This is a genomic window from Uliginosibacterium aquaticum (assembly GCF_012972705.2).
Taxonomy (GTDB): Bacteria; Pseudomonadota; Gammaproteobacteria; order Burkholderiales; family Rhodocyclaceae; genus Uliginosibacterium; species Uliginosibacterium aquaticum.
On record NZ_JABCSC020000003.1, the window covers coordinates 601,606 to 621,335 of the forward strand.

Annotated in this window: 15 protein-coding genes; 4 read left to right on the forward strand and 11 right to left on the reverse strand. The window is 63.6% G+C overall.

The features are described 5' to 3' along the window. Nucleotides 1-8: 8 nt before the first annotated feature. From HJ583_RS14175 to HJ583_RS14185, 3 genes are read left to right on the forward strand one after another with little or no spacing between them, the layout of a single operon-like run. Complete coding sequence (locus HJ583_RS14175; protein ID WP_170022508.1) at nt 9-1,205, forward strand: efflux RND transporter periplasmic adaptor subunit; 1,197 nt, start codon at nt 9-11, stop codon at nt 1,203-1,205. A 14-nt stretch (nt 1,206-1,219) separates the two neighbouring features. Continuing rightward, on the forward strand, nt 1,220-4,366 hold the full coding sequence (locus HJ583_RS14180; protein ID WP_170022509.1) for an efflux RND transporter permease subunit: 3,147 nt from the start codon (nt 1,220-1,222) through the stop codon (nt 4,364-4,366). Beyond that, nucleotides 4,363-5,760, forward strand: a complete 1,398-nt coding sequence (locus HJ583_RS14185; RefSeq protein WP_328824895.1) for an efflux transporter outer membrane subunit — start codon at nt 4,363-4,365, stop codon at nt 5,758-5,760. The genes HJ583_RS14180 and HJ583_RS14185 overlap by 4 nt, the downstream gene beginning before the upstream one ends. 240 nt (nt 5,761-6,000) lie before the next feature. On the opposite strand, the gene HJ583_RS14190 is transcribed toward HJ583_RS14185, so the two are convergent. The 3 genes from HJ583_RS14190 to HJ583_RS14200 all read right to left on the reverse strand — a co-directional run bounded on the left by HJ583_RS14190 (nt 6,001) and on the right by HJ583_RS14200 (nt 9,150). Continuing rightward, a complete protein-coding gene (locus tag HJ583_RS14190) occupies nt 6,001-7,209 on the reverse strand; it encodes an ABC transporter permease (RefSeq protein WP_170022510.1) in 1,209 nt (402 codons plus the stop codon). After that, entirely contained in the window at nt 7,206-7,904 is a 699-nt protein-coding gene (locus tag HJ583_RS14195) for an ABC transporter ATP-binding protein (RefSeq protein WP_170022511.1), read from the reverse strand. Before HJ583_RS14195 ends, HJ583_RS14190 begins: the two co-directional genes overlap by 4 nt. Nucleotides 7,905-7,989: 85 nt before the next feature. Further along, nucleotides 7,990-9,150 (reverse strand): efflux RND transporter periplasmic adaptor subunit, encoded by a 1,161-nt coding sequence (locus HJ583_RS14200; RefSeq protein ID WP_170022512.1) that lies wholly within the window; start codon nt 9,148-9,150, stop codon nt 7,990-7,992. Between the two features lie 130 nt (nt 9,151-9,280). On the opposite strand from HJ583_RS14200, the gene HJ583_RS14205 reads away from it, so the two are divergent. Beyond that, nucleotides 9,281-10,597: an enoyl ACP reductase FabMG family protein gene (locus tag HJ583_RS14205; protein WP_170022513.1), complete on the forward strand. Its 1,317-nt coding sequence runs from the start codon at nt 9,281-9,283 to the stop codon at nt 10,595-10,597. A gap of 235 nt (nt 10,598-10,832) precedes the next feature. On the opposite strand, the gene HJ583_RS14210 is transcribed toward HJ583_RS14205, so the two are convergent. The 8 genes from HJ583_RS14210 to HJ583_RS14245 all read right to left on the reverse strand — a co-directional run bounded on the left by HJ583_RS14210 (nt 10,833) and on the right by HJ583_RS14245 (nt 19,729). Further along, nucleotides 10,833-12,296, reverse strand: a complete 1,464-nt coding sequence (locus HJ583_RS14210) for a hypothetical protein (RefSeq protein ID WP_170022514.1) — start codon at nt 12,294-12,296, stop codon at nt 10,833-10,835. 81 nt (nt 12,297-12,377) lie between these two features. Further along, a complete protein-coding gene (locus HJ583_RS14215) occupies nt 12,378-13,676 on the reverse strand; it encodes a tryptophan--tRNA ligase (protein WP_170022515.1) in 1,299 nt (432 codons plus the stop codon). 102 nt (nt 13,677-13,778) lie between these two features. After that, complete coding sequence (locus HJ583_RS14220) at nt 13,779-14,933, reverse strand: GNAT family N-acetyltransferase (protein WP_170022516.1); 1,155 nt, start codon at nt 14,931-14,933, stop codon at nt 13,779-13,781. A 135-nt stretch (nt 14,934-15,068) separates the two neighbouring features. Beyond that, nucleotides 15,069-15,635 carry a YceI family protein gene (locus tag HJ583_RS14225; RefSeq protein WP_170022517.1) on the reverse strand — a complete coding sequence of 189 codons (567 nt, stop codon included), beginning with the start codon at nt 15,633-15,635 and terminating at the stop codon, nt 15,069-15,071. 37 nt (nt 15,636-15,672) lie between these two features. Next, a complete protein-coding gene (locus HJ583_RS14230) occupies nt 15,673-16,242 on the reverse strand; it encodes a YceI family protein (RefSeq protein ID WP_170022518.1) in 570 nt (189 codons plus the stop codon). Between the two features lie 24 nt (nt 16,243-16,266). Further along, nucleotides 16,267-16,818 (reverse strand): cytochrome b, encoded by a 552-nt coding sequence (locus tag HJ583_RS14235; protein ID WP_101943234.1) that lies wholly within the window; start codon nt 16,816-16,818, stop codon nt 16,267-16,269. A 198-nt stretch (nt 16,819-17,016) separates the two neighbouring features. Then, nucleotides 17,017-19,107 (reverse strand): molybdopterin-containing oxidoreductase family protein, encoded by a 2,091-nt coding sequence (locus tag HJ583_RS14240; protein ID WP_170022519.1) that lies wholly within the window; start codon nt 19,105-19,107, stop codon nt 17,017-17,019. Nucleotides 19,108-19,111: 4 nt separating this feature from the next. Beyond that, on the reverse strand, nt 19,112-19,729 hold the full coding sequence (locus tag HJ583_RS14245) for a hypothetical protein (RefSeq protein WP_170022520.1): 618 nt from the start codon (nt 19,727-19,729) through the stop codon (nt 19,112-19,114). Between the last annotated feature and the right edge of the window lies 1 nt (nt 19,730).

Below are 19,730 nucleotides of genomic sequence, written 5' to 3' on the forward strand. Positions count from 1 at the left end.
AGAATCGCATGAAGCTTTCCTCGCACAAGAACAGCCTGCTGCCGGCTGCCCTGCTCGCCGTCCTGGCACTGAGCGCCTGCAACAAGGGCCAGCCCGGCGCTCAGGGGGCCGGTGGCCAGATGCCGCCCGCCGAAGTCGGTGTGGTGACCCTGGCCCCGGCCAGTGTGGCACTGACCACCAGCCTGGCCGGACGTACCGCGCCCTATGCGATTGCCGAGATTCGTCCGCAAGTGGGAGGCATCATTCAGCAGCGCATGTTTGCCGAAGGCGGCGATGTGAAGGCTGGCCAGACGCTGTATCAGATTGAGCCGGCCAGCTTCCAGAATGCCTTCGAGAGCGCCAAGGCCGCGCTGGCCCGCTCTGAAGCCACGCTGACCAGCAGCCGCCTGAAGGCTGAGCGCTACAAGGACCTGGTCGGCATCAAGGCCGTCAGCCAGCAGGATTACGATGACGCTGACGCAGCCCTGAAGCAGGCTGAAGCCAGTGTGGCATCCGACAAGGCCGCACTCGACACGGCCCGCATCAACCTCGCCTACACCCGTGTGTCTTCCCCGATTCCGGGCCGTATCGGCAAGTCTGCCGTGACCCAGGGCGCCCTGGTGACCGCCAACCAGGCCACGGCGCTGACGACCGTGCAGCAACTCGATCCGATGTATGTGGACGTGAGCCAGTCGGTGGCCGAGTTGGCCAAGCTGCGCCGCGAACTGGCCAGTGGTGCCCTCAAGAGCGGCGCCAAGCAGGCAGTGGTGAGTCTTGAGCTGGAAGACGGCAGCATCTACCCGCTCGAAGGCAAGCTGGCCTTCACCGATGTGACGGTGGACGCCGGCACCGGTTCAGTGAATCTGCGTGCGGTGTTCCCGAACCCGAAACTGGAACTGCTGCCGGGCATGTTTGTGCGTGCGCGCCTGCAGACTGGCGTGCGTGAAGGCAGCTTCCTCGTGCCGCAACAGGCTGTGGCCCGCAATACCAAGGGCGAAGCGGTAGTCATGGTGGCGCTCGAGGAAGGTAAGTTCGCGCCGCGCGTGGTGAAGACGACCCAGGCCATCGGCGACAAGTGGCTGGTGACTGAAGGCGTGAAGGCCGGTGATCAGGTCATCGTGGAGGGCCTCCAGCGCCTGCGCCCCGGTACCGTGATCAAGGCAGTGCCGGCGGGTGCCCAGTCGGCTCCGGCAGGCGCCGCTTCCGCGCCGGCCGCTGGCCGCTGAGAAGGAGAAGATCCATGGCACGTTTCTTTATTGATCGCCCGATCTTTGCCTGGGTGATCGCGCTGGTCATCATGCTGGCCGGTGCGCTTTCCATCGAGACCCTCCCGGTTGCGCAGTACCCCACGATTGCGCCGCCCACAGTGGCGATCAACGCCACTTACCCCGGTGCTTCGGCCAAGACCCTGGAAGACTCCGTCACCCAGATCATCGAGCAGAAGATGAAGGGCCTCGATGGCTTGCTCTACATGAGCTCGGCCAGCGATTCCTCCGGCTCGGTGAGCGTTACCCTGACCTTCGCTGCCGGTACCAATGCCGATATTGCCCAGGTGCAGGTGCAGAACAAGCTGCAGTCCGCGCTCTCCTCTCTGCCGCAGGAAGTGCAGAAGCAGGGCGTGACCGTCACCAAGAGCTCCTCCAGCTTCCTGATGGTGGTGGCTTTTACGTCTGAAGACGGCAGTCTTGGTCAGAACGACCTCGCGGACTACATGGTCGCCAACGTAATCGATCCGTTGAGCCGCGTCGAAGGCGTCGGCGAGATCCAGCTGTTCGGTTCGCAATATGCGATGCGCATCTGGGTGGACCCGGCCAAGCTCAACAGCTACAAGCTCACCCCGGCGGACGTGAAGAACGCCATCACGGCGCAGAACGTACAGGTCTCTGCGGGCCAGCTCGGTGGTGCCCCGGCCGTGCAGGGCCAGCAGCTGAACGCCACCATCAACGTGGCGAGCCGCCTGCAGACGCCTGAGCAGTTCGGCCAGATCCTGCTGCGCAGCAATCCCGACGGCTCTTCGGTGCGCCTCAAGGATGTGGCACGCGCCGAGCTCGGTGGTGAAGGCTACAACGTGGTTGCCCGTTTCAAGGGCAAGCCCGCTTCCGGCCTGGCCGTGAAGCTGGCGGCCAACGCCAATGCGCTTGAAACCGCGCAGGCCGTCAAGGCCAAGATCCAGGAAATGAAGCCTTTCTTCCCGGCGGGCGTGAAGGCTGAAATCCCCTATGACACCACGCCTTTCGTGCAGAACTCGATCAAGGAAGTGGTGTGGACCCTGATCGAAGCCGTGATCCTGGTGTTCCTGGTGATGTGGCTGTTCCTGCAGAACCTGCGGGCGACCCTGATCCCGACCATTGCGGTGCCGGTGGTGCTGCTGGGCACCTTCGGTGTGCTGGCCGCCTTCGGCTACTCGATCAACACCTTGACCATGTTCGGCTTGGTGTTGGCCATCGGCCTGCTGGTGGATGATGCGATCGTGGTGGTGGAGAACGTCGAGCGGGTGATGAGTGAAGAGGGCCTGTCGCCCTATGAAGCCACCCGCAAATCGATGGACCAGATCACGGGTGCGCTGATCGGTATCGCCCTGGTACTGTCGGCCGTGTTTGTGCCGATGGCTTTCTTTGGCGGCTCCACGGGTGTGATCTATCGTCAGTTCTCGATCACCATCGTTTCCGCCATGGTGTTGTCGGTGGTCGTCGCGCTGGTGCTCACCCCGGCTCTGTGCGCCACGCTGCTCAAGCCCATTCACAAGGGCGAGCACTTCTCGGAGAACTGGTTCTTCCGCGGCTTCAATCGCATTTTCGACGCGGGGGTGCTGCGTTATACCCGCACCGTAGGCAACATCCTTGGCAAGCGTGGCCGCTATCTTGCGGTGTACGGCCTGCTGGTGGTCGGCATGGGCCTGCTCTTCATGCGCCTGCCCACCGCCTTCCTGCCGGATGAGGACCAAGGTGTACTGTTCACCATCGTGCAACTGCCGGCGGGTGCCACCCAGGAGCGTACGGTTGAAGTGCTCAAGCAAGTCGAGAAGCACTTCCTGGAGAAGGAGACCGAGGCGGTCGAATCCATCTTCACGGCAGCCGGCTTCAGCTTCGCCGGCAGCGGCCAGAACACCGGCCTCGCCTTCGTCAAGCTCAGGCCCTGGGAGGAGCGCCACGGCGCAGGTCAGCGCGTCAAGGCGATTGCTGGTCGCGCCATGATGGCTTTCTCGCAGATTCGCGATGCGATGGTGTTTGCCATTGCCCCGCCGGCCGTGCCCGAGCTGGGCAATGCCTCCGGTTTCGATGTGAAGCTGCAGGACCGCACCGGTGTGGGCCATGAAGTGCTGATGGCCGCACGCAACCAGTTCCTTGGTATGGCCATGCAGGACAAACGCCTCGTTGGCGTGCGCCCCAATGGCCAGGACGATACGCCGCAATACCAGGTGGATATCGACAATGCCCGCGCCACGGCGCTGGGCCTGTCGCTGACTGACATCAACGATACCCTCGCCACCGCTTGGGGGAGTTCCTATGTGAACGACTTCGTCGATAAGGGGCGCGTGAAGAAGGTCTTCCTGCAGGGTGAGGCTGCCTCGCGCATGCTGCCGGAGGATCTCGACAAGTGGTTCGTGCGCAACAGCAAGGGCCAGATGGTTGCCTTCTCAGCCTTCGCAACCGGCCGCTGGACCTATGGTTCGCCGCGTCTGGAGCGTTACAACGGCAATCCCTCGGTGGAACTCGTTGGTCAACCGGCGCCGGGTTTCTCCACGGGGGCTGCGATGCAGGCTGTCGAGGAAATCGCTGCCAAGCTGCCGGAAGGCGTCGGCTACGAGTGGACGGGTATCTCGTACGAAGAGCGTCAGGCCGGTTCGCAAGCGCCTGCCCTGTATGCGATCTCTCTGCTGGTGGTGTTCCTGAGCCTCGCCGCGCTGTACGAGAGCTGGTCCATCCCCTTCTCGGTGATGCTGGTGGTGCCGCTCGGCGTGATCGGCGCGTTGCTGGCCGCTTCCGGCCGAGGCCTGTCGAACGACGTGTTCTTCCAGGTCGGCCTGCTCACCACGATTGGCCTCGCGGCCAAAAACGCGATCCTGATCGTCGAGTTCGCCAAGCAGTTGCAAGAGGAAGGCATGGATCTGGTGGCCGCCACGCTGCAAGCGGTGCGCATGCGTCTGCGCCCGATCCTGATGACCTCGCTGGCCTTCGCGCTGGGCGTGCTGCCACTGGCCATTGCCACGGGAGCCGGCTCCGGCGGCCAGAACGCCATCGGCACCGGCGTGCTCGGCGGCATGATCAGCGCCACCCTGCTCGGGGTCTTCTGGATTCCCTTGTTCTTCGTGGTGGTGCGCAGCATTTTCAAATACAAGCCCTCGCAGCGTGAGCAAGCAGCTGCAGAAGGCAAGGAGCAAGCATGATGAAGCGCCCGCAATGGATCATTACGACGCTGGCCGCCAGTGTGCTCGCCGCCTGCTCGATGGCCCCCAGCTACGAGCGTCCGGTGGCTCCGGTGGCCCAGAGCTGGAAAGCCGCCGGCGCTGGTGAGTACAACGCCGCTGAACTCGGCTGGCGCGAGTACTTCGCCGAAGAGCGCCTGCAGCGCCTGATTACCCTGGCGCTGGAAAACAACCGCGACCTCCGTGTGGCCACCGCCAACATCGACAAGGCGCGCGCCCAGTACCAGGTGCAAAGGGCGGCTCAGCTGCCGGCCATCAACGCCACCGGCGGTGAGAGCGCCACCCGCACCCCGGCGCAGCTCTCCACCACCGGGCAGGATCGTGTTACTCGCCAGTACAGCGCCGGCATCGGCATGGCCAGCTGGGAGCTGGACTTCTTCGGCCGCATCCAGAGCCTCAAGGATCAGGCCCTGGCGCAATACCTGGCGACCGAAGAAGCCCGTAACAGCACCCAGATCAGCCTCGTCGCCGAGCTGGCGAATGCCTGGCTGACCCTTGCTGCCGATCGCGAGCGCCAGAAGTTCTCGCAGGCCACACTCGACGCTCAGCGCAATACCCTGAACCTGGCCCAGCGCCGCTTTGATGTCGGCACTTCGTCCGGGCTCGATCTGGCCCAGGCGCGTGCCGCGCTTGAAGCTGCTCGCGTCGATGTGGCCCGTTATGCAGCCTTGGTGGAGCAGGATCTGAATGCCCTGACCTTGCTGGCCGGCGGCGAAGTGCCGGCTGAGCTGTTGCCGGTTGCTCTGCCTGAGCGAGTCACCCAGGCCGCAGAGCTGCCGGCAGGCCTGCCCGCCGAAACCCTGCTCAAGCGGCCGGATGTACGCGCTGCCGAGCAGCAGTTGATCGCCGCCAATGCCAACATCGGCGCTGCGCGTGCAGCCTTCTTCCCGCGCATCAGTCTCACGGCCTCCACCGGCTTTGCCAGCCCTTCGCTTGAAGGCCTGTTCTCGGGAGACAACCGCACTTGGAGCTTCGCCCCGCAGATTAGCATCCCGATCTTCGCCGGCGGCGCCAACATCGCCAACCTCGATGCAGCGAAAGCCAGCCAGCGTGCTCAGCTCGCCACCTACGAAAAGACCTTGCAAAGCGCCTTCCGTGACGTGGCTGACGCCCTTGCGCAGCGAGCCACGATTGGTGAACAACTCGAAGCCCAGCAGGCCTTGTCCCAAGCCTACAGCGACGCCTTGCGTCTGACCCAGGCCCGCTACGACAAAGGCGTGAGCAACTACGTGCTGGTGCTTGATGCCCAACGCAGCGATTACTCCGCACAGCAGAATCTGATCACCACGCGCCTTGCGCGCGAGCAAAACCGGGTTGCGTTGTACAAGCAGCTGGGTGGTGGGCTGAAAGAGTAAACAGAAGCTTGGAAACAAAAAAAACGGGGAGCCTGGCTCCCCGTTTTCATTTCAGTTCCGAGTCGGAGGCTATTGCTCACCTTCTGGCTAGCGGTTGTGCCAATCCAGCGCAGGCGAGCCGAAGAAGATGTGAGCACCACGATGATTTACACCCATGCGCTGAATCGGGGCGGTTTGGGTGTGTTGTCGCCGCTGGATCGGATCTGACGTATCCGGTGGCAGGATGAACCTGCCTTGGCTTCAGCGCCGGCCCAGCGCATCCACCGGATCGAGCTGCGCCGCGCGGCGGGCCGGCAGCCAGCCGAAGAGGATGCCGGTGAGCAGCGCTGTGCCGAGCCCGGCCAGTACGGCCCAGTTCGGTGGCCAGGCGGGGAGCTCGGGGTAGGCGATACGCAGCGCCCAGGCGCCGAGCTGGCCGAGCACGAGGCCGACCACGCCACCGCCGAGCGAAAGCAGCACGGCTTCGCTGATGAAGGCGCTGCGGATGTGCTGGCTGCTCGCGCCCAGGGCCTTGAGCAGGCCGATTTCGGCGGTGCGCTGGGTGACGGAGACGAGCATCACGTTCATGACGAGGATGCCGGCCACGCCGAGGCTGATCGCGGCGATGCCAGCCACGCCAAGGGTGATGGCGCCGAGGATCTTGTCGAAAGTGCCGAGTACGGCATCCTGAGTGATGGTGTTGAAATCTTCTTCGCCGTCGTGGCGGGCCTTGAGCAGACTCACCACGCGCGTACGGGTAGCCTCGATGCTGGCCCGGTCGCGGGTTTCGATGAAGATGCGGAACAGGGTGCTCGTATTGAAGAGAGCGAAGGCCTGTTCGGTGGGGATGAAGGCCATCTCGTCGATGGCCAGCCCCATGGCATTGCCGGTGGGTGCCAGCACGCCTTGGACGCGGTAGCGTCTGTCGCCCACGCGCAGCATGCGGCCGACGGCGGGCGCGCTGCCGAAGAGCTCGCTGCGCAGCTTGCTGCCCAGCACCACCACGGCGGCGTTGTCCTGACCGGCGCTGGCGGGCAGGAAGCTGCCTTGGGCCATCTGGAAGCGGCGCAGGGGAAGGTAGTCCGCACTGGTGCCGAGCACCATGGTTTCGCGCAGTTTTCCGCCAAAGGAGACTTCCGAGGTGCCGACGGCCAGCGGGGCCGCGCGCACCACGCCGGGTACCCGGCGCACGGCCTCGGCGTCGGCATTGGAAAGGTCGCGCGGGGTTTCGGTGAAGAAGCTGCCGGGATTCACGCCGCGCGTTTCCGAGCGCCCCGGCAACACGATCAGCAGGTTGCTGCCCAGCGCGTTGAATTCATTCACCACGTACTGGCGCGCGCCGTCGCCCAGCGCCGTGAGCATGACCACGGCGGCCACGCCGATAGCCATGGCGAGCAGCATCAGTGCGGTGCGTAGCGGGTAGGCGGTCACGGCGCGCAGGGCGAAGCGCAGGATGTCGAGGGGTTTCACGCGCTTGTGCCTGCCGCGCTCCGGCTGTCGCTGAGCACTGCGCCATCTTCCATGCGGATCTGGCGGCGGGCGCGTTCGGCCATGACGGGGTCATGCGTCACCACGATCAGGGTCACGCCGCCGGCATTGAGGTCTTCAAGCAGATGGGTGACTTCCTGCCCGGTGGCGCGGTCGAGGTTGCCGGTAGGCTCGTCGCACAGCAGTACCGAGGGTTGCATCACGGTGGCGCGGGCAATCGCCACGCGCTGGCGCTGGCCGCCGGAGAGCTGGTTGGGGCGGTGGTCGGCGCGATCGCTGAGGCCAAAACCTTCCAGTGCCTTGGCCACGCGGCGCTTGCGCTCGTTGGCGTCGATGCCGGCGAGCACCATCGGCAGGGCGATGTTCTCGGCGGCGGTGAGGCGCGGCACGAGGTGGAAGCTCTGGAACACGAAGCCGATCTGGCGGCTGCGCAGGGTGGCGGCTTCGTCCGGCGAGAGGCCGGTGGTGTCGCGCCCGGCGAGTCTGTAACTGCCGGCATCCGCCCGGTCGAGCAGGCCAAGCAGGTTCAGCAGGGTGGATTTGCCTGAGCCGCTGGGGCCGATCACGGCTACGTATTCGCCGGCCTCGATGTTGAGGCTCACGCCGCGCAGGGCGTGCACCACGCTGTCGCCAAGGGTGAAGCGGCGCTCGATGTGGGTCAGTTCGATCAAGGGCATGCGGCCGCCCACTTTTGTCGTAGGTGCGACTTCAGTCGCACTTCACCCTGAGGAGGGCGGACTGAAGTCCGCCCTACAGCGCTGTTCATTTAGCGGCCTCTTCTTCCGCCTTGGCCAGCACGCCCGCCTTCACGCCGGCGCGCTCCTGCGAGGTGACGATCTGCTCGCCGGCCGTGAGGCCTTCGAGCACTTCGGTGTATTCCCAGTTGGCGAGGCCCGGTTTGATCTTGCGTTCTTCGAGCTTGCTGTCGGCAGGGCGTAAGACCAGCACACGATTGCCTTCGAGGATCGCGGCAGTCGGGATGCGCAGCACGTTTTCGCGGCTGGCCAGAACTACTTCCACGTCGGCGCTGTAGCCCACCAGCAGGTGGCCAAGTGCCTCCTCTGGCCTGCCAAAATCCACTTCGATATCCACGGTACGGGCCTGCTTCTCGACGGCGGAAACATAGGGCGCGATGCGCCGCACGCGGCCCTCGAAAGTCTTGCCAGGCAGGGCGTCGAGGCTGATGCGCACGGCTTGTCCGGCAGCAAGGCGCGGGGCGTCGACTTCATCCATGGGCGCCTTCACGTAGAGGCAGGAATCGTCAATCAGATCAATGGCGGGCGGGGTGGCGATGCCCGGCGGCGAGGGCATGGTGTATTCGCCCACTTCGCCGACGATCTTGGCGACCGTGCCGGCAAAAGGCGCGATCAGCACGGTGCGGCGCTGCTCGATACGCACCGAGGCAAGCCGCGCATCCGAGCTTTTGACTTCGGCGCGGGCGGTTTCGCAGGCGGCGCGTTTCGCGTCGGCCTCCATGCGCACCACTTCCTCACGCCCGGTCGACACGAAGCCCTGCTCGGCCAGCTTGCGCGAGCGCTCGGCCTCGCGGGCGGCGCTGTCAGCCGCCGTGCAGATCTCGCTGACGCGGCGGCGCACGGCTTCGAGCTGGGCACTGGCGAGGCCGGCCTGCGCCTGCTGGTCCTCATTCCACAACCGCATCAGCACTTGCCCGGCCTTGACCCGATCACCTTCCTTGACGCCTACGTACTCGATGCGCCCGCCCATGATCGGCGCCATCTTGGCGCGCTGGCAGGCTTCCACCGAGCCGGCACGGGTGTTTGCGATACTGGCCTCCACTTTGCCGTTCGCCACGGTCTGCAGCGTCACCATTACCGGCTGGGGCCGGCGCAGCCAGCTGATGGCGGCAGCGAGCAGGAGCAGCACGAGCAGGCCAGACAGGAGTCGGCGGTGGAGCGGGCGCATGGCGGTTTTCCGGGGCAGGAGTGGTGGGATTATCTGCCCGTACCACTTGGTATGCCAGTGCGCGAAGGCGCAGTCGGCCGGCTGCGGTAGAATCCGCCCCTGACCTGTTGTCCAGATTGAGGATACCGACGTGAGCGCAGTAACCGGATTGAGAAACCTGAGCCAGCAAACCCTGTTCAAGAAGGGCGATGTATTCGTCCTGTTCGGCGAGCTTTTCGGGCGCGGCTACGCCAATGGCCTGGTGAACGAAGCCCGTGATGCAGGCCTGACCCTGATCGGCATGACCGTGGGCCGCCGCGAAGCGGATGGCAGCCTGCGCAAGCTGAATGACGAAGAACTCGCCACCGCTGAAGCCAATCTCGGCGGCAAGATCATCAATGTGCCGATGATGGCCGGCTTCGATATGGATTCCCCGGCTGGCACGCCCACCGTGACCGCGCTGGTCAATGAGATGGGTCTCAAGACCTGGCAGGAAGACAAGCTCGACTGGGCGCATGTGGAAGCCTGCCGTGAAGTCGGCGTGACCCGCTTCAAGGCCGCCGTAAGCGAAGCGATGGCCCAGCTCGACGGCATGATTCCGGATGGCGCCAACGTGTTCTTTGCCCACACCATGGCCGGTGGTCTGGTGAAGGCCAAGGTCTTCCTGGCGATTGCCAACCGTATCTACAAGGGTCGTGGCGATCGCTTCATGTCCTCGCAGGCGCTGATCGAGTCTGATCTCGGCAAGCTCAACCTGATGAACTTCGACGAAGTCACCGCCAACACCTTCGGCTACCTGATCGAAGGCTCGGCCGCGATCCGCGCCCGCATCGAAAAAACTGGTGGTGCGGCGCGCTACACCGCTTACGGCTACCACGGTACCGAGATCCTGATCGGTGGCGAATACCACTGGCAGACCTACACCAACTACACCCAGGGGTACGCCAAGAAGCGTCTGGAAGACATCGCCAAGGCCGCGTGGGACAAGGGCGTGAAGGCCACCGTGTTCAACTGCCCGGAGATCCGTACCAACTCGTCGGACATCTTCGTGGGCGTGGAGCTGTCGCTGGTGCCGTTGTTGAACGCACTGAAGCGCGAAGGCTGTGGCGCCTGGGGCGAAGCCCAGTGGGCGGCTTGCGAAGCGCTGCTGCAGGATGGCCACTCGCTGGCGGCAATCCTCGAACAGCTCGACACCTACAATCAGGACCCGGTGATGGTGGGCTTCCGCAATTTCGACGCCTGGCCGATGAACAATACCCCGGAGCTGGCCGAGCGCATGATCGGCACCTCCGAAGCCATCACCGGCATGCACAAGGAACGCAGCGCGCTGATCACCGACCACCTGAGTGGCCTGGTGATCGAAGCCACCGGCCCGCTGATGTTCAACGAAGCCGCCGCTCCGGCTGGCCCGGTGTTGTGGCTCAGCCATGACGTGATCGCCAAGCAGCTGGCTAAGCTGCACGGCTGATCCGGTTCGGTGTTTGAATGCGAAACAGCCCGCTGATGCGGGCTGTTTGCTTTTGGGGTGGGGGATACGTAGGGCGGGTTAGCCGCAAGCGTAACCCGCGCAGACTGGGTGAATCGAGATGGATCGGAAGGGTTTGGCGGCGCGGGGCAAATGACCCTCCCTAAAAGGCGTTGGGGCGGAGTGAGAACTCCGTCGTCATGGATTTCCACAGGCGGTGCATTTTTGCGCCCTACAACTACCCCGTATGCGGTATTTTTTTCCGGGTTGCGGCCTTTTGAACGTCATTTAGCCAAGAGTATCGGACTGGATTTTGCGCAAGCAAGAAGCGCTTCATGGCTTCACGGCCGGAAGCGTCTAGCTTCTGGAAGATGCTTCGAAGCTCAGAGTCGATACCAGGCTCCGGAGCTCCGAGAGCTCGGGCCTTTTCGTACCAAGTGTGCCCGTTTTCAAAGTTTCGCTGCTCCATGTGTACAGCGCCAAGGAGTGTGCATGGGCGGTAATCTTTGGGCATCAAGGTATGAGCGCGCTCTCCTGCTTGGATAGCCTCGTGGGGGCGGTAGAGATCTCGCAGCGCTCCTCCGCGCGTTGTCAGCACGGCTGATTGGATTTTGGGTTGGTTGAGACGATCTTGTGAAATGCCGTCAATTAGTTTGAGCGCCTTTCCCGGTTCATCGGATTTGCGGTAGTGCCCGCAGGCATTGACGGCGTTCCATGGATCTTTGGCGCGTTGATATTCTGTCTCGTAAAAAATTGCTTCCAGCTGATGATAAGCCTTCCGGAGCAACGGTGTGATGCACTCTTTTCCGAGAGTACCTAGCCATTCCCAATCGTTTTTTGATAGCCGCGTACCATCTTCTATTTGCTTGAGGAGTTGCGTCATCCTAGGTCTCAATGAATCGTCTTTCAGTGAGATACCGTATTTCGAGTACAGGGCTTGGTCGTGTGCTCTGGCTATGCGTATCAGCGCCTCTGCTTCGACAGCCCTTGCCACTGGGGTGTATGACTCAAGAGTTGATTGACCAGAGGCCAGACGATAAAGAACTTCCGGACCATCCGTTCTCAGGCGATTCATTTCACTATCGGCTATTGGACTCCCGTGAAATAGCGCTTGCAAAAGCAAGGTCAACGAAGCTTCAGCAGCGATATGTTCAAGATGGTAGTAACGAGCAAGCTCCTGAGGCGTTGGATCGTTGTATCCGGAAGTATTTGCTAGGGACTGGTAATTGGCTGCAGCCAGCTCACGATTGCGTTCACGCTGTAATTTCCATTCGGCTTGGCGTGCGTTTTGCGCCCTGAGGACGAGCGCTGTTTCCTCTCGCTCACGCTGCCGGCGCAGTTTGCGTGCAGTTTCGACATCCACTTTCGGCGTTGTTTGGCGAATTGGGCGACTGGCGTAATGAGCTGCGCGTGCGCGCAGCTCTTCTTCCCGCGCTTGATTCAGAGCCTTCGCGGTTTCGTGCTCGTTGAGATCAGTAGAGTCAAGCCCGGCAATGTAAGCCTCGTAGGTGATCGCCCCGCAGGCGAGGCGATGTAGTGAGTGAAGCTTTTGCTTCTGCAGATACTCCATCGCGTGCTGAGTGAGCGGTTGCCCTTGATACATTCTGGATAGGATGTTGTTCAGGAGCGAACAAGGAATAGTTGCAGCTGCGATGTGACTGACGCAGTAGTAATTTGCAATTTGAGTAGCGTCGGTGGTCATGGATGTGGCTCTTCTTTAAATTTTATCCGAGCGGATCCTGTTCGATGATGCATGCCCGAGAACGAGATGTTGGCGGTTGGCTCACCCCGCAAACGCCCCCAGCGCCGCTGCCACATCCTCGCGAGCAACGCCTTCGCCGAAGCTCGCCGGCACGCTGTCCAGCGCGCTAGCGCCTTCGCTCTTGAGGCGCCCGACCCACTGGCCAGCGTCGCGGCCTGAATCGAAGCCCTGGCTCTGCAGGAGCAGACGGCCATCGTGGCTGCTGAGTTTGAAGTAGAACTTGCCGTCGGCTTCGCGGTATTGCTTGAACACCGGCAGCTGCGGTGCGGCGGCTTCGGCCTTCTTTTCAACCGCGACCGGAATCGCATTGAAGCGGCGCAGGCCGACGGCTTCGCGCAGCTCGGCCAGAAACGGCGTGGCGACCGCGCGGGCCTTGGCGGCACCTTCCTGCAGCAGCGCTTCGATGTGCTCGGGGCGGCTCATCAGTTCGTCGTACTTGGCACGCATCGGGGCGAGGTCGCGTTCCAGCACAGTGAGGAAGCGTTGCTTGGCTTCACCCCAGGCGAGACCCGCGCGCAGGTCGGCGCGGAATTGTTCGCGCTCGTCAGCCGTGGCGAAGGCGTCGAAGAGGGTGACGAGGTGGCTGTTGTCCGGATCTTTCGGCTCGCCGGGCAGTTTCGAATCGGTGACGATGCGCGCCACCGCAGCCTTGAGCGCCTTGGCGCCGCCTTCAAACAGCGGGATGGTGTTGTCGTAGCTCTTGGACATCTTGCGGCCGTCCAGCCCCGGCAGGGTGGCGACGTTGTCTTCGATGGCCGCCTCGGGCAGCACGAAGAGTTCGCGGCCGGCGCCGAAGAGATGGTTGAAGCGCTGGCCGACGTCGCGTGCCATTTCGATGTGCTGGATCTGATCGCGGCCGACCGGCACCTTGTGTGCCTTGAACATGAGAATGTCGGCCGCCATCAGCACCGGGTAGCAGTAGAGGCCCATGGTCACGCCGGCATCCAGCTCTTCGCCCGCGGCTTCATTCGCGTCGGTGCTGGCCTTGTAGGCGTGGGCACGGTTCATCATGCCCTTGCTGGTGACGCAGGTGAGCAGCCAGTTCAGTTCCGGGATCTCGGGGATGTCGCTCTGGCGGTAGAAGGTAACGCGCGAGGTGTCCAGCCCGCTAGCCAGCCAGGTGGCAGCGATTTCGAGACGTGAGCGCTGGATGCGCGCGGGGTCGTCGCACTTGATCAGGGCGTGGTAGTCGGCCAGGAAGAAGAAACTTTCGGCACCGGGCTGGCGGCTGGCGGCTATCGCAGGGCGGATGGCGCCAGCGTAGTTGCCGAGGTGAGGGGTGCCGGAGGTGGTGATGCCGGTGAGTACGCGCAGAGTCATGATCGGGTTCGGTGATGAGCGCCGGATGGGCGGGCAAGGCGCAAGTGTACGGTGGAATTGGGCGCGCGGGGCAGGGCCGACTGCGGAATGGCGGGCGGGTGTTCAGTTCTCTTCCGCACTGCGCAGGAGGAGCGGATTCTGGCGCTGCAGTGGGTTGCGCGCCTCCAGTTCGCTGATGTACTGGGCCATGCCGTCTGATTCCCGCGCCAGAAAGTCTTCCACGGCACGGGCAAAGCGTGCGTCGGCGAGCCAGTGCAGCGAGCTGGTTTCCACCGGTTGCAACCCGCGTGCGAGCTTGTGCTCGCCCTGGGCACCGCCTTCGAAGCGTTGCAGCCCGTGCTGGATGGCGTATTCGATCGGTGCGTAATAGCAGGCTTCGAAGTGCAGGCAGCTGACGTCGGCGAGCGTGCCCCAGTAGCGTCCGTAGAGGCTCGTGCTGTCGCGCAGGAGCAGGCTGGCGGCGATGTCCTGCCCGCTCTGATGGGCGATCAGCAGAACGCAATGCTGCGGCAGGCGCTCGCCCAGTAGTTCGAAGAAATCCAGATTGAGATAGGGGGCGGAGCGGTGCAGGGCGTAGGTGCGGGCGTAGCAGCGGGTGAAGAAGGCCCAGTCCTGCCGGCTGATCCGCGCGCCTTCTAGCACCCGCAGGCTAACGCCGGCTTCGGCCACGCGGCGGCGCTCCTGGCGGATCTTCTTGCGCTTCTCGCCGCTGAGTGCGGCAAGGAAGTCCTCGAAGTTGCGATAGCCCGCGTTGTGCCAGTGAAACTGCACGCTGGTGCGGCGCATGCAGCCCAATTCCTGTGCCCAGCGCACTTCATCGGCTGCCGCAAACAACAGGTGCAGGGACGACAGGCCGCTGTGCTGGGCGGCTTGCAGAACGCCACCCAGCAGCGCACGGCGACAGGCCGCGTCCACGCCCAGCACGCGCTGACCCGGCACTGGCGTGAAGGGAATGGACGCCAGCCACTTCGGGTAATAGTCGAGACCGTGCCGGGCGTAGGCCTCGGCCCAGGACCAGTCGAACACGTATTCGCCCATTGAGTGCTGCTTGAGATAGAGCGGCATGGCGGCGAGCAGCCGGCCGTCGTCCCATAGGGCGGCGTGGGCGCTTTGCCAGCCCGTGCCTTCGCCGACGCAGGCGGTGGCCTCCAGTGCGTGCAGGTAGGCGTGACGCAGGAAGGGCTGGTCATTCGGCGCCAGGGCGTCCCAGGCGCGGGCCGGGATTTCGCTGATGCGGGCGTGGTGGCGGAATTCCATGATGCGGTTCGAGATGCCGGGGGCGGCGCTTAGTGTTTTTCCGGATGATGCCTGAAGCGGGCGGCGCAGTCTGGCCTGCCGGAAACGCCAAGGGCCAGCGCGTGGCTGGCCCTTGGGCGGCGAAGCGGGAGGCGTTTATTCCTTGATGGCTTCGACGGAGATGCTCAGGGTGACTTCGTCCGACACATAGGGGGCGTACTTGCCCATGTTGAAATCGCTGCGCTTGAGTGTGGCCACGGCGTTGGCGCCGATGGTGTCCTTCTTCATCATCGGATGCGGCGCCAGAGTGAAGTTGGTGACAGTGAGGGTCACGGGCTTGGTGATGCCCTTCATCGTGAGGTTGCCTTCGATGGACGCCGGCTTGTCGCCCTCGAATTTCACGGCGGTGGATTTGAAGCTGATGCTGGGGTACTTGGCGCTGTCGAAAAAGTCTTCGCCCTGGATGTGGCCGTTGAACACTTCATAGCCGGTGTTGACCGACTTGGCGTCGATCACCACATCCACGGCGCCGGTCTTGGCTGCGCGATCCAGCGTGATCTTGCCGCTGGTCTTGTCGAAACGGTGCTGCTGGTTGCTGTAGCCGAAGTGGTTGTACTCGAAGCGCGGCGCGGTATGCGTCGGGTCGATGGCGAAGCTTTCAGGGGCGGCGAAGCTGGTCGCGGAAACCGCGGTCAGGACGAGGGCTGCGATGATTTTTTTCATGGTGACAATCCTTTGGGTGGGGTGGGGATGGAACTGTTTATTTCTTTGCCGCGGCGAGCAGGCGGAACTTGATCTGGACGTCGTTGGCCACGGTGCCGAAATCGGCCCACATGCCTTCACCGATGGCGTAGTCAGCGCGCTTGATGGTGAAAGCGCCTTCGAAAACGCCGTTGGCTCCGTCGGCCTTGAAGCTGACCGGGGTGCTGACATCCAGGGTCTTGCCCTTGATCGTGAGCTTGCCGGCTACTTCAAAGCGGTTATTGCCCAGTGCCTTGATGCCGCTGGAGACGAAGCGCGCAGTCGGGTGGGTGGCTGTGTTGAACCACAGCTTGCCGCTGACCTCGGAATTGCCTTCCGCCGAGCCCACATCGATGCTGGCCACTTCGATCTCGAAGGCCGCGCTGGCTTTGGCCGGCTGGGCCGGGTCGAAGGCGAGCTGAGCCTTGAAACGCTTGAAGCTGCCATCCATTGGCACATTCATCTGGCGGTAGGAAAAGCCCAGGCTGCTCTTGTCGGCAAGGAGTTGGCTGTACTCGACGGCCTGTGCTGCAGTGGAGGCGAGCAGGCTCAGCAACAGGGGAAGGGTGTAGGCGAGGCGGATTTTCATGGCGGTTCCGGAGCGGGAAGGGAGTCAGGCTTTGTTCAGAAAGGGCAGCATGCGGCCCAGCACTTCGTCACGATCGATCACGTAGTGTTTGAGGGCGGCAGCAGCATGCAGGGCGACCAAGCCCAGCAGGCCGAAATTGAGGGCGCCATGTAGCTGGCCGAGCTGTTTGCCAAGTTCAACATTGCGTTCGAGCAGGTCAGGCAGCGGCAGCACGCCGAAATACACGGTGGGAACGCCCTTGGCCGAGCTCATCAGCCAGCCTGAAAGCGGAATCGCCAGCATCAGCAGATAGAGCAGGCGATGCGTCCATTCCGATGCTGCGTGCTGCCAGGCCGGCATCCCCGCCGGGGCGGCCGGAGCCGGGTGGGTGAGGCGCCAGCCGAGGCGGAATACGGCCAGCAACAGCAGGGTGATGCCGGCCCACTTGTGCCAGGAGTAGTACTGCAGCTTGGCTGGGGAGAAAGGCAGGTCGCTCATGTAGAAGCCAAGCGCCAGGGTGGCGGAGAGGCCGAGGGCCAGCAGCCAGTGCAGGCGGATTGCGGTACGGGTGTAGGAGCCGGGGCGGGAGGAACTCATGGCAAGGCGCAGCCTTCAAGTCAGGATGAAGCGGACTTTACACAAGGCGTTAATTGCGTTGAATCTGCTTGTAGGCAATTAATTGTTGCGAAAATTGCAACTATTGGCTGGGAACTTTCCGGTGGGGTGGTGAACTTGAGCGGAAAGCTGGAGGGTGGAGTGGGGCTGCAGGCCTGATTGCTTCAGGAAAAGCAGGGCTCAGTCCGCAGCAGCAGCGACCTCGACCAGGCAGTCGTAGAAGGTCGCTCCCTTGCCCAGATCGGTGGGCGCCTGGGAGGTGACGGCGTTGGCGTTGCAGCCGTCGCCGGAGAGTTTCTGCCACCAGATCGAGGGGGCGCTGACTACGCCCTCGCGTACCCCGGGATGGGCTGCATCGACGCGCAGGCTGGCGTGGAAGGCGCCGCGAGCGTTGAAGATGCGTACCCGCGCACCGTTCTGCAGGCCGCGTGCAGCGGCATCGGCCGGATGCATGTCCAGCCAGGGTTTGCCTTCGGCTGCAACAAAGCGTGGCAGGTTTGCGAAGCTGGAGTTCAGGAAGTGGCGTGAGGGGGGGCTGACGAAGGCCAGTGGGTATTTCGCAGCCAGCGCTGGGTTGCTGCGCGGCCCCTCGCGCGGCGGTATGTAATGTGGCAGCGGATCAATGCCCTGGTGCGCCAAAGTGTCGGAGTAGAACTCGCACTTGCCGGAGGGGGTCAGGAAGCCCCCCTCGGCGAAGGGTGCATAGGGCGTCGGCACGTTCAGGCGCTGCCAGCCCTGTGCTTGCAGACTTGCCATGTCGATGTTGCCGCTGCGTGGATGGTCCTTGCGGAAGGCCTGGGCGCCGATCTCTTCGTCGGTTTCGGCGAAGCAGGGTTCGGTAAAGCCCATGCGGCGAGCGAGTTCGCGGAAGACCCAGGTATTGGGCCGCGCTTCACCGAGCGAGGCGATGGCGGGCTCGTTCACCATCACGTTGAGATGACCGTAGGATTTGTGAATATCCCACTGCTCCAGCTGACTGGTGGCTGGCAGCAGGATGTCGGCAAAGTCGGCGGTATCGGTCTGGAATAGCTCGTGCACCACGCAGAAAAGGTCTTCGCGGGCAAAGCCGGCCCGCACCCTGTTCGAATCGGGCGCGACGGCGACCGGGTTCGAGTTGTACACCATGATCGCGCGGATAGCCGGGTCGTCCGCTTCGAGCAAGGCGTCGCCGATCGCGCTCATGTTGACGTGGCGTGGCGGGAAACGCGAGTCGAAGGGATAGAGGTCGGGGCGTTCCAAGGCATGGCTGTCAGTGCCATAGGTGCCGGAGGTGGACAGCAGGATGCCGCCTTGTGGCCAGCGCCAGTGCCCGGTCAGCGCCGGTAGGCAGCTGATTGCACGCATGGCGGAGCCGCCACCGGCGCAGCGGTTGAGGCCGTAATTCACGCGGATGGCGGCGGGGCGGCCGTCCTGGCCGTATTCGCGGGCCAGTTGTTCGATGTCGGCGGCAGCCAGTCCCGTTTCGCCGGCAGCCCGCTCTGGCGTCCAGTCCGCGACGCGGCGTTTCAGGGCGGCGTAGCCGGTGGTGTAGCGCGCGACGTAGTCTTCGTCGACCAGTCCATCACGGATCAGCACATGCATCAGGGCCAGTGCCAGCGCGCCATCGGTGCCGGGCAGCGGTGCGAGGTGCCAGTCAGACTTCTCGGCGGTGAGGCTGCGGACCGGGTCGATGCACACCACGCGGGCACCCTTGCGCTTGGCTTCAACGATGCGCGCCCACAGATGCAGATTGGAAACAACCGGGTTACTGCCCCAGATCAGGATGTAAGGCGCGTCGGCAAAGGCTTCCGGATCAGTGCCGAGGGTTGCGCCGATGGTGGCCTTGTAGCCCTGATAGCCGGCTTCGGCGCAGATCGTGCGATCAAGGAAACTGGCGCCGAGGCGGTGGAAGAAGCGCCGGTCCATCGAGCTGCCCTGCACCAGGCCCATGGTGCCGGCGTAGCTGTAGGGCAGGATGCTGCGCGGATCGGTCGCGGCGAGCTGGCGAAATTTTTCAGCGATGGTGTCCAGCGCCAGTTCCCAGCTGATGCGCTCGAAGCGCCCTTCGCCTTTCTTGCCGACGCGCTTCATCGGATACAGCAGGCGCTGCTCGGAGTAAGTACGTTCCAGGTAGTGGGCGACCTTGCTGCACAGGGTGCCGCGCGTGATCGCCACGTCCGGCGCACCGCGCACTGCGGTGGCTCGTCCGTCTTCAACCGTGACCTGCATCGCGCAGGTGTCAGGGCAATCATGCGGGCAGACGGCGCGGACACTGCGGCGGCTGTCGCTCATGGCCTTACCTGTGCGGAACGACGGGGGTTTCGGTGAGTTCGACGTAGCGCTTGCGGTCGGCATCGAAGCTGGTCCGCAGTTGCTCGATCTCGCGGAGCTTGGAGGCGATCACCTGACGGATACCTTCAAGCTCCGAAGCATTCACGGCAATGTTTTCTGACAAGGTGCGCGGAATTGCTCCCTTGGCCGGCTTCTGCTTTTCGAGCTGGGCGTTCTGGGCGACCAGGTCGGCTTCACGGGCACGCGCGGCGCGGATTTCGCCTTCGATGTTGCCGATGTCGCGATCGCGGCGGCGATCCAGCTCACCGACCGTGGCGTAGGAGTCCAGCAGCACCTGATCGCGGCGGCGGGCTTCGGCCTCCTTGGCAACCTTGGCGCGTTGGGCGCGCAGCTCAACCTCGCGCCTGGCTTTCTGCTCGGGCGTCAGTGGCGCCTCGACTTCACGTATCACCCGGCCGCCCAGAATTTCATAGTAAGCGCGGTCGTAACAGATCTGCGGCAGGCTGTCACCACAGTTGCGGCGGCCGCTGCTGTCATTGCAGCAATACGTGCGCGTCTGAGCCTGTGCGGGCGCAGCCAGCATCAGCAGCAAGGGCAGCACGAGCAAGGCGCGCACGGGCATT

What these genes read in the sequence shown, in the direction of transcription:
- HJ583_RS14175 (WP_170022508.1), top strand. Translation starts at nt 9, where the DNA reads ATGAAGCTTTCCTCGCACAAGAACAGCCTGCTGCCGGCTGCCCTGCTC.
- HJ583_RS14180 (WP_170022509.1), top strand. Translation starts at nt 1,220, where the DNA reads ATGGCACGTTTCTTTATTGATCGCCCGATCTTTGCCTGGGTGATCGCG.
- HJ583_RS14185 (WP_328824895.1), top strand. Translation starts at nt 4,363, where the DNA reads ATGATGAAGCGCCCGCAATGGATCATTACGACGCTGGCCGCCAGTGTG.
- HJ583_RS14195 (WP_170022511.1), bottom strand. Translation starts at nt 7,904, where the DNA reads ATGCCCTTGATCGAACTGACCCACATCGAGCGCCGCTTCACCCTTGGC.
- HJ583_RS14200 (WP_170022512.1), bottom strand. Translation starts at nt 9,150, where the DNA reads ATGCGCCCGCTCCACCGCCGACTCCTGTCTGGCCTGCTCGTGCTGCTC.
- HJ583_RS14210 (WP_170022514.1), bottom strand. Translation starts at nt 12,296, where the DNA reads ATGACCACCGACGCTACTCAAATTGCAAATTACTACTGCGTCAGTCAC.
- HJ583_RS14215 (WP_170022515.1), bottom strand. Translation starts at nt 13,676, where the DNA reads ATGACTCTGCGCGTACTCACCGGCATCACCACCTCCGGCACCCCTCAC.
- HJ583_RS14220 (WP_170022516.1), bottom strand. Translation starts at nt 14,933, where the DNA reads ATGGAATTCCGCCACCACGCCCGCATCAGCGAAATCCCGGCCCGCGCC.
- HJ583_RS14225 (WP_170022517.1), bottom strand. Translation starts at nt 15,635, where the DNA reads ATGAAAAAAATCATCGCAGCCCTCGTCCTGACCGCGGTTTCCGCGACC.
- HJ583_RS14230 (WP_170022518.1), bottom strand. Translation starts at nt 16,242, where the DNA reads ATGAAAATCCGCCTCGCCTACACCCTTCCCCTGTTGCTGAGCCTGCTC.
- HJ583_RS14235 (WP_101943234.1), bottom strand. Translation starts at nt 16,818, where the DNA reads ATGAGTTCCTCCCGCCCCGGCTCCTACACCCGTACCGCAATCCGCCTG.
- HJ583_RS14240 (WP_170022519.1), bottom strand. Translation starts at nt 19,107, where the DNA reads ATGAGCGACAGCCGCCGCAGTGTCCGCGCCGTCTGCCCGCATGATTGC.
- HJ583_RS14245 (WP_170022520.1), bottom strand. Translation starts at nt 19,729, where the DNA reads ATGCCCGTGCGCGCCTTGCTCGTGCTGCCCTTGCTGCTGATGCTGGCT.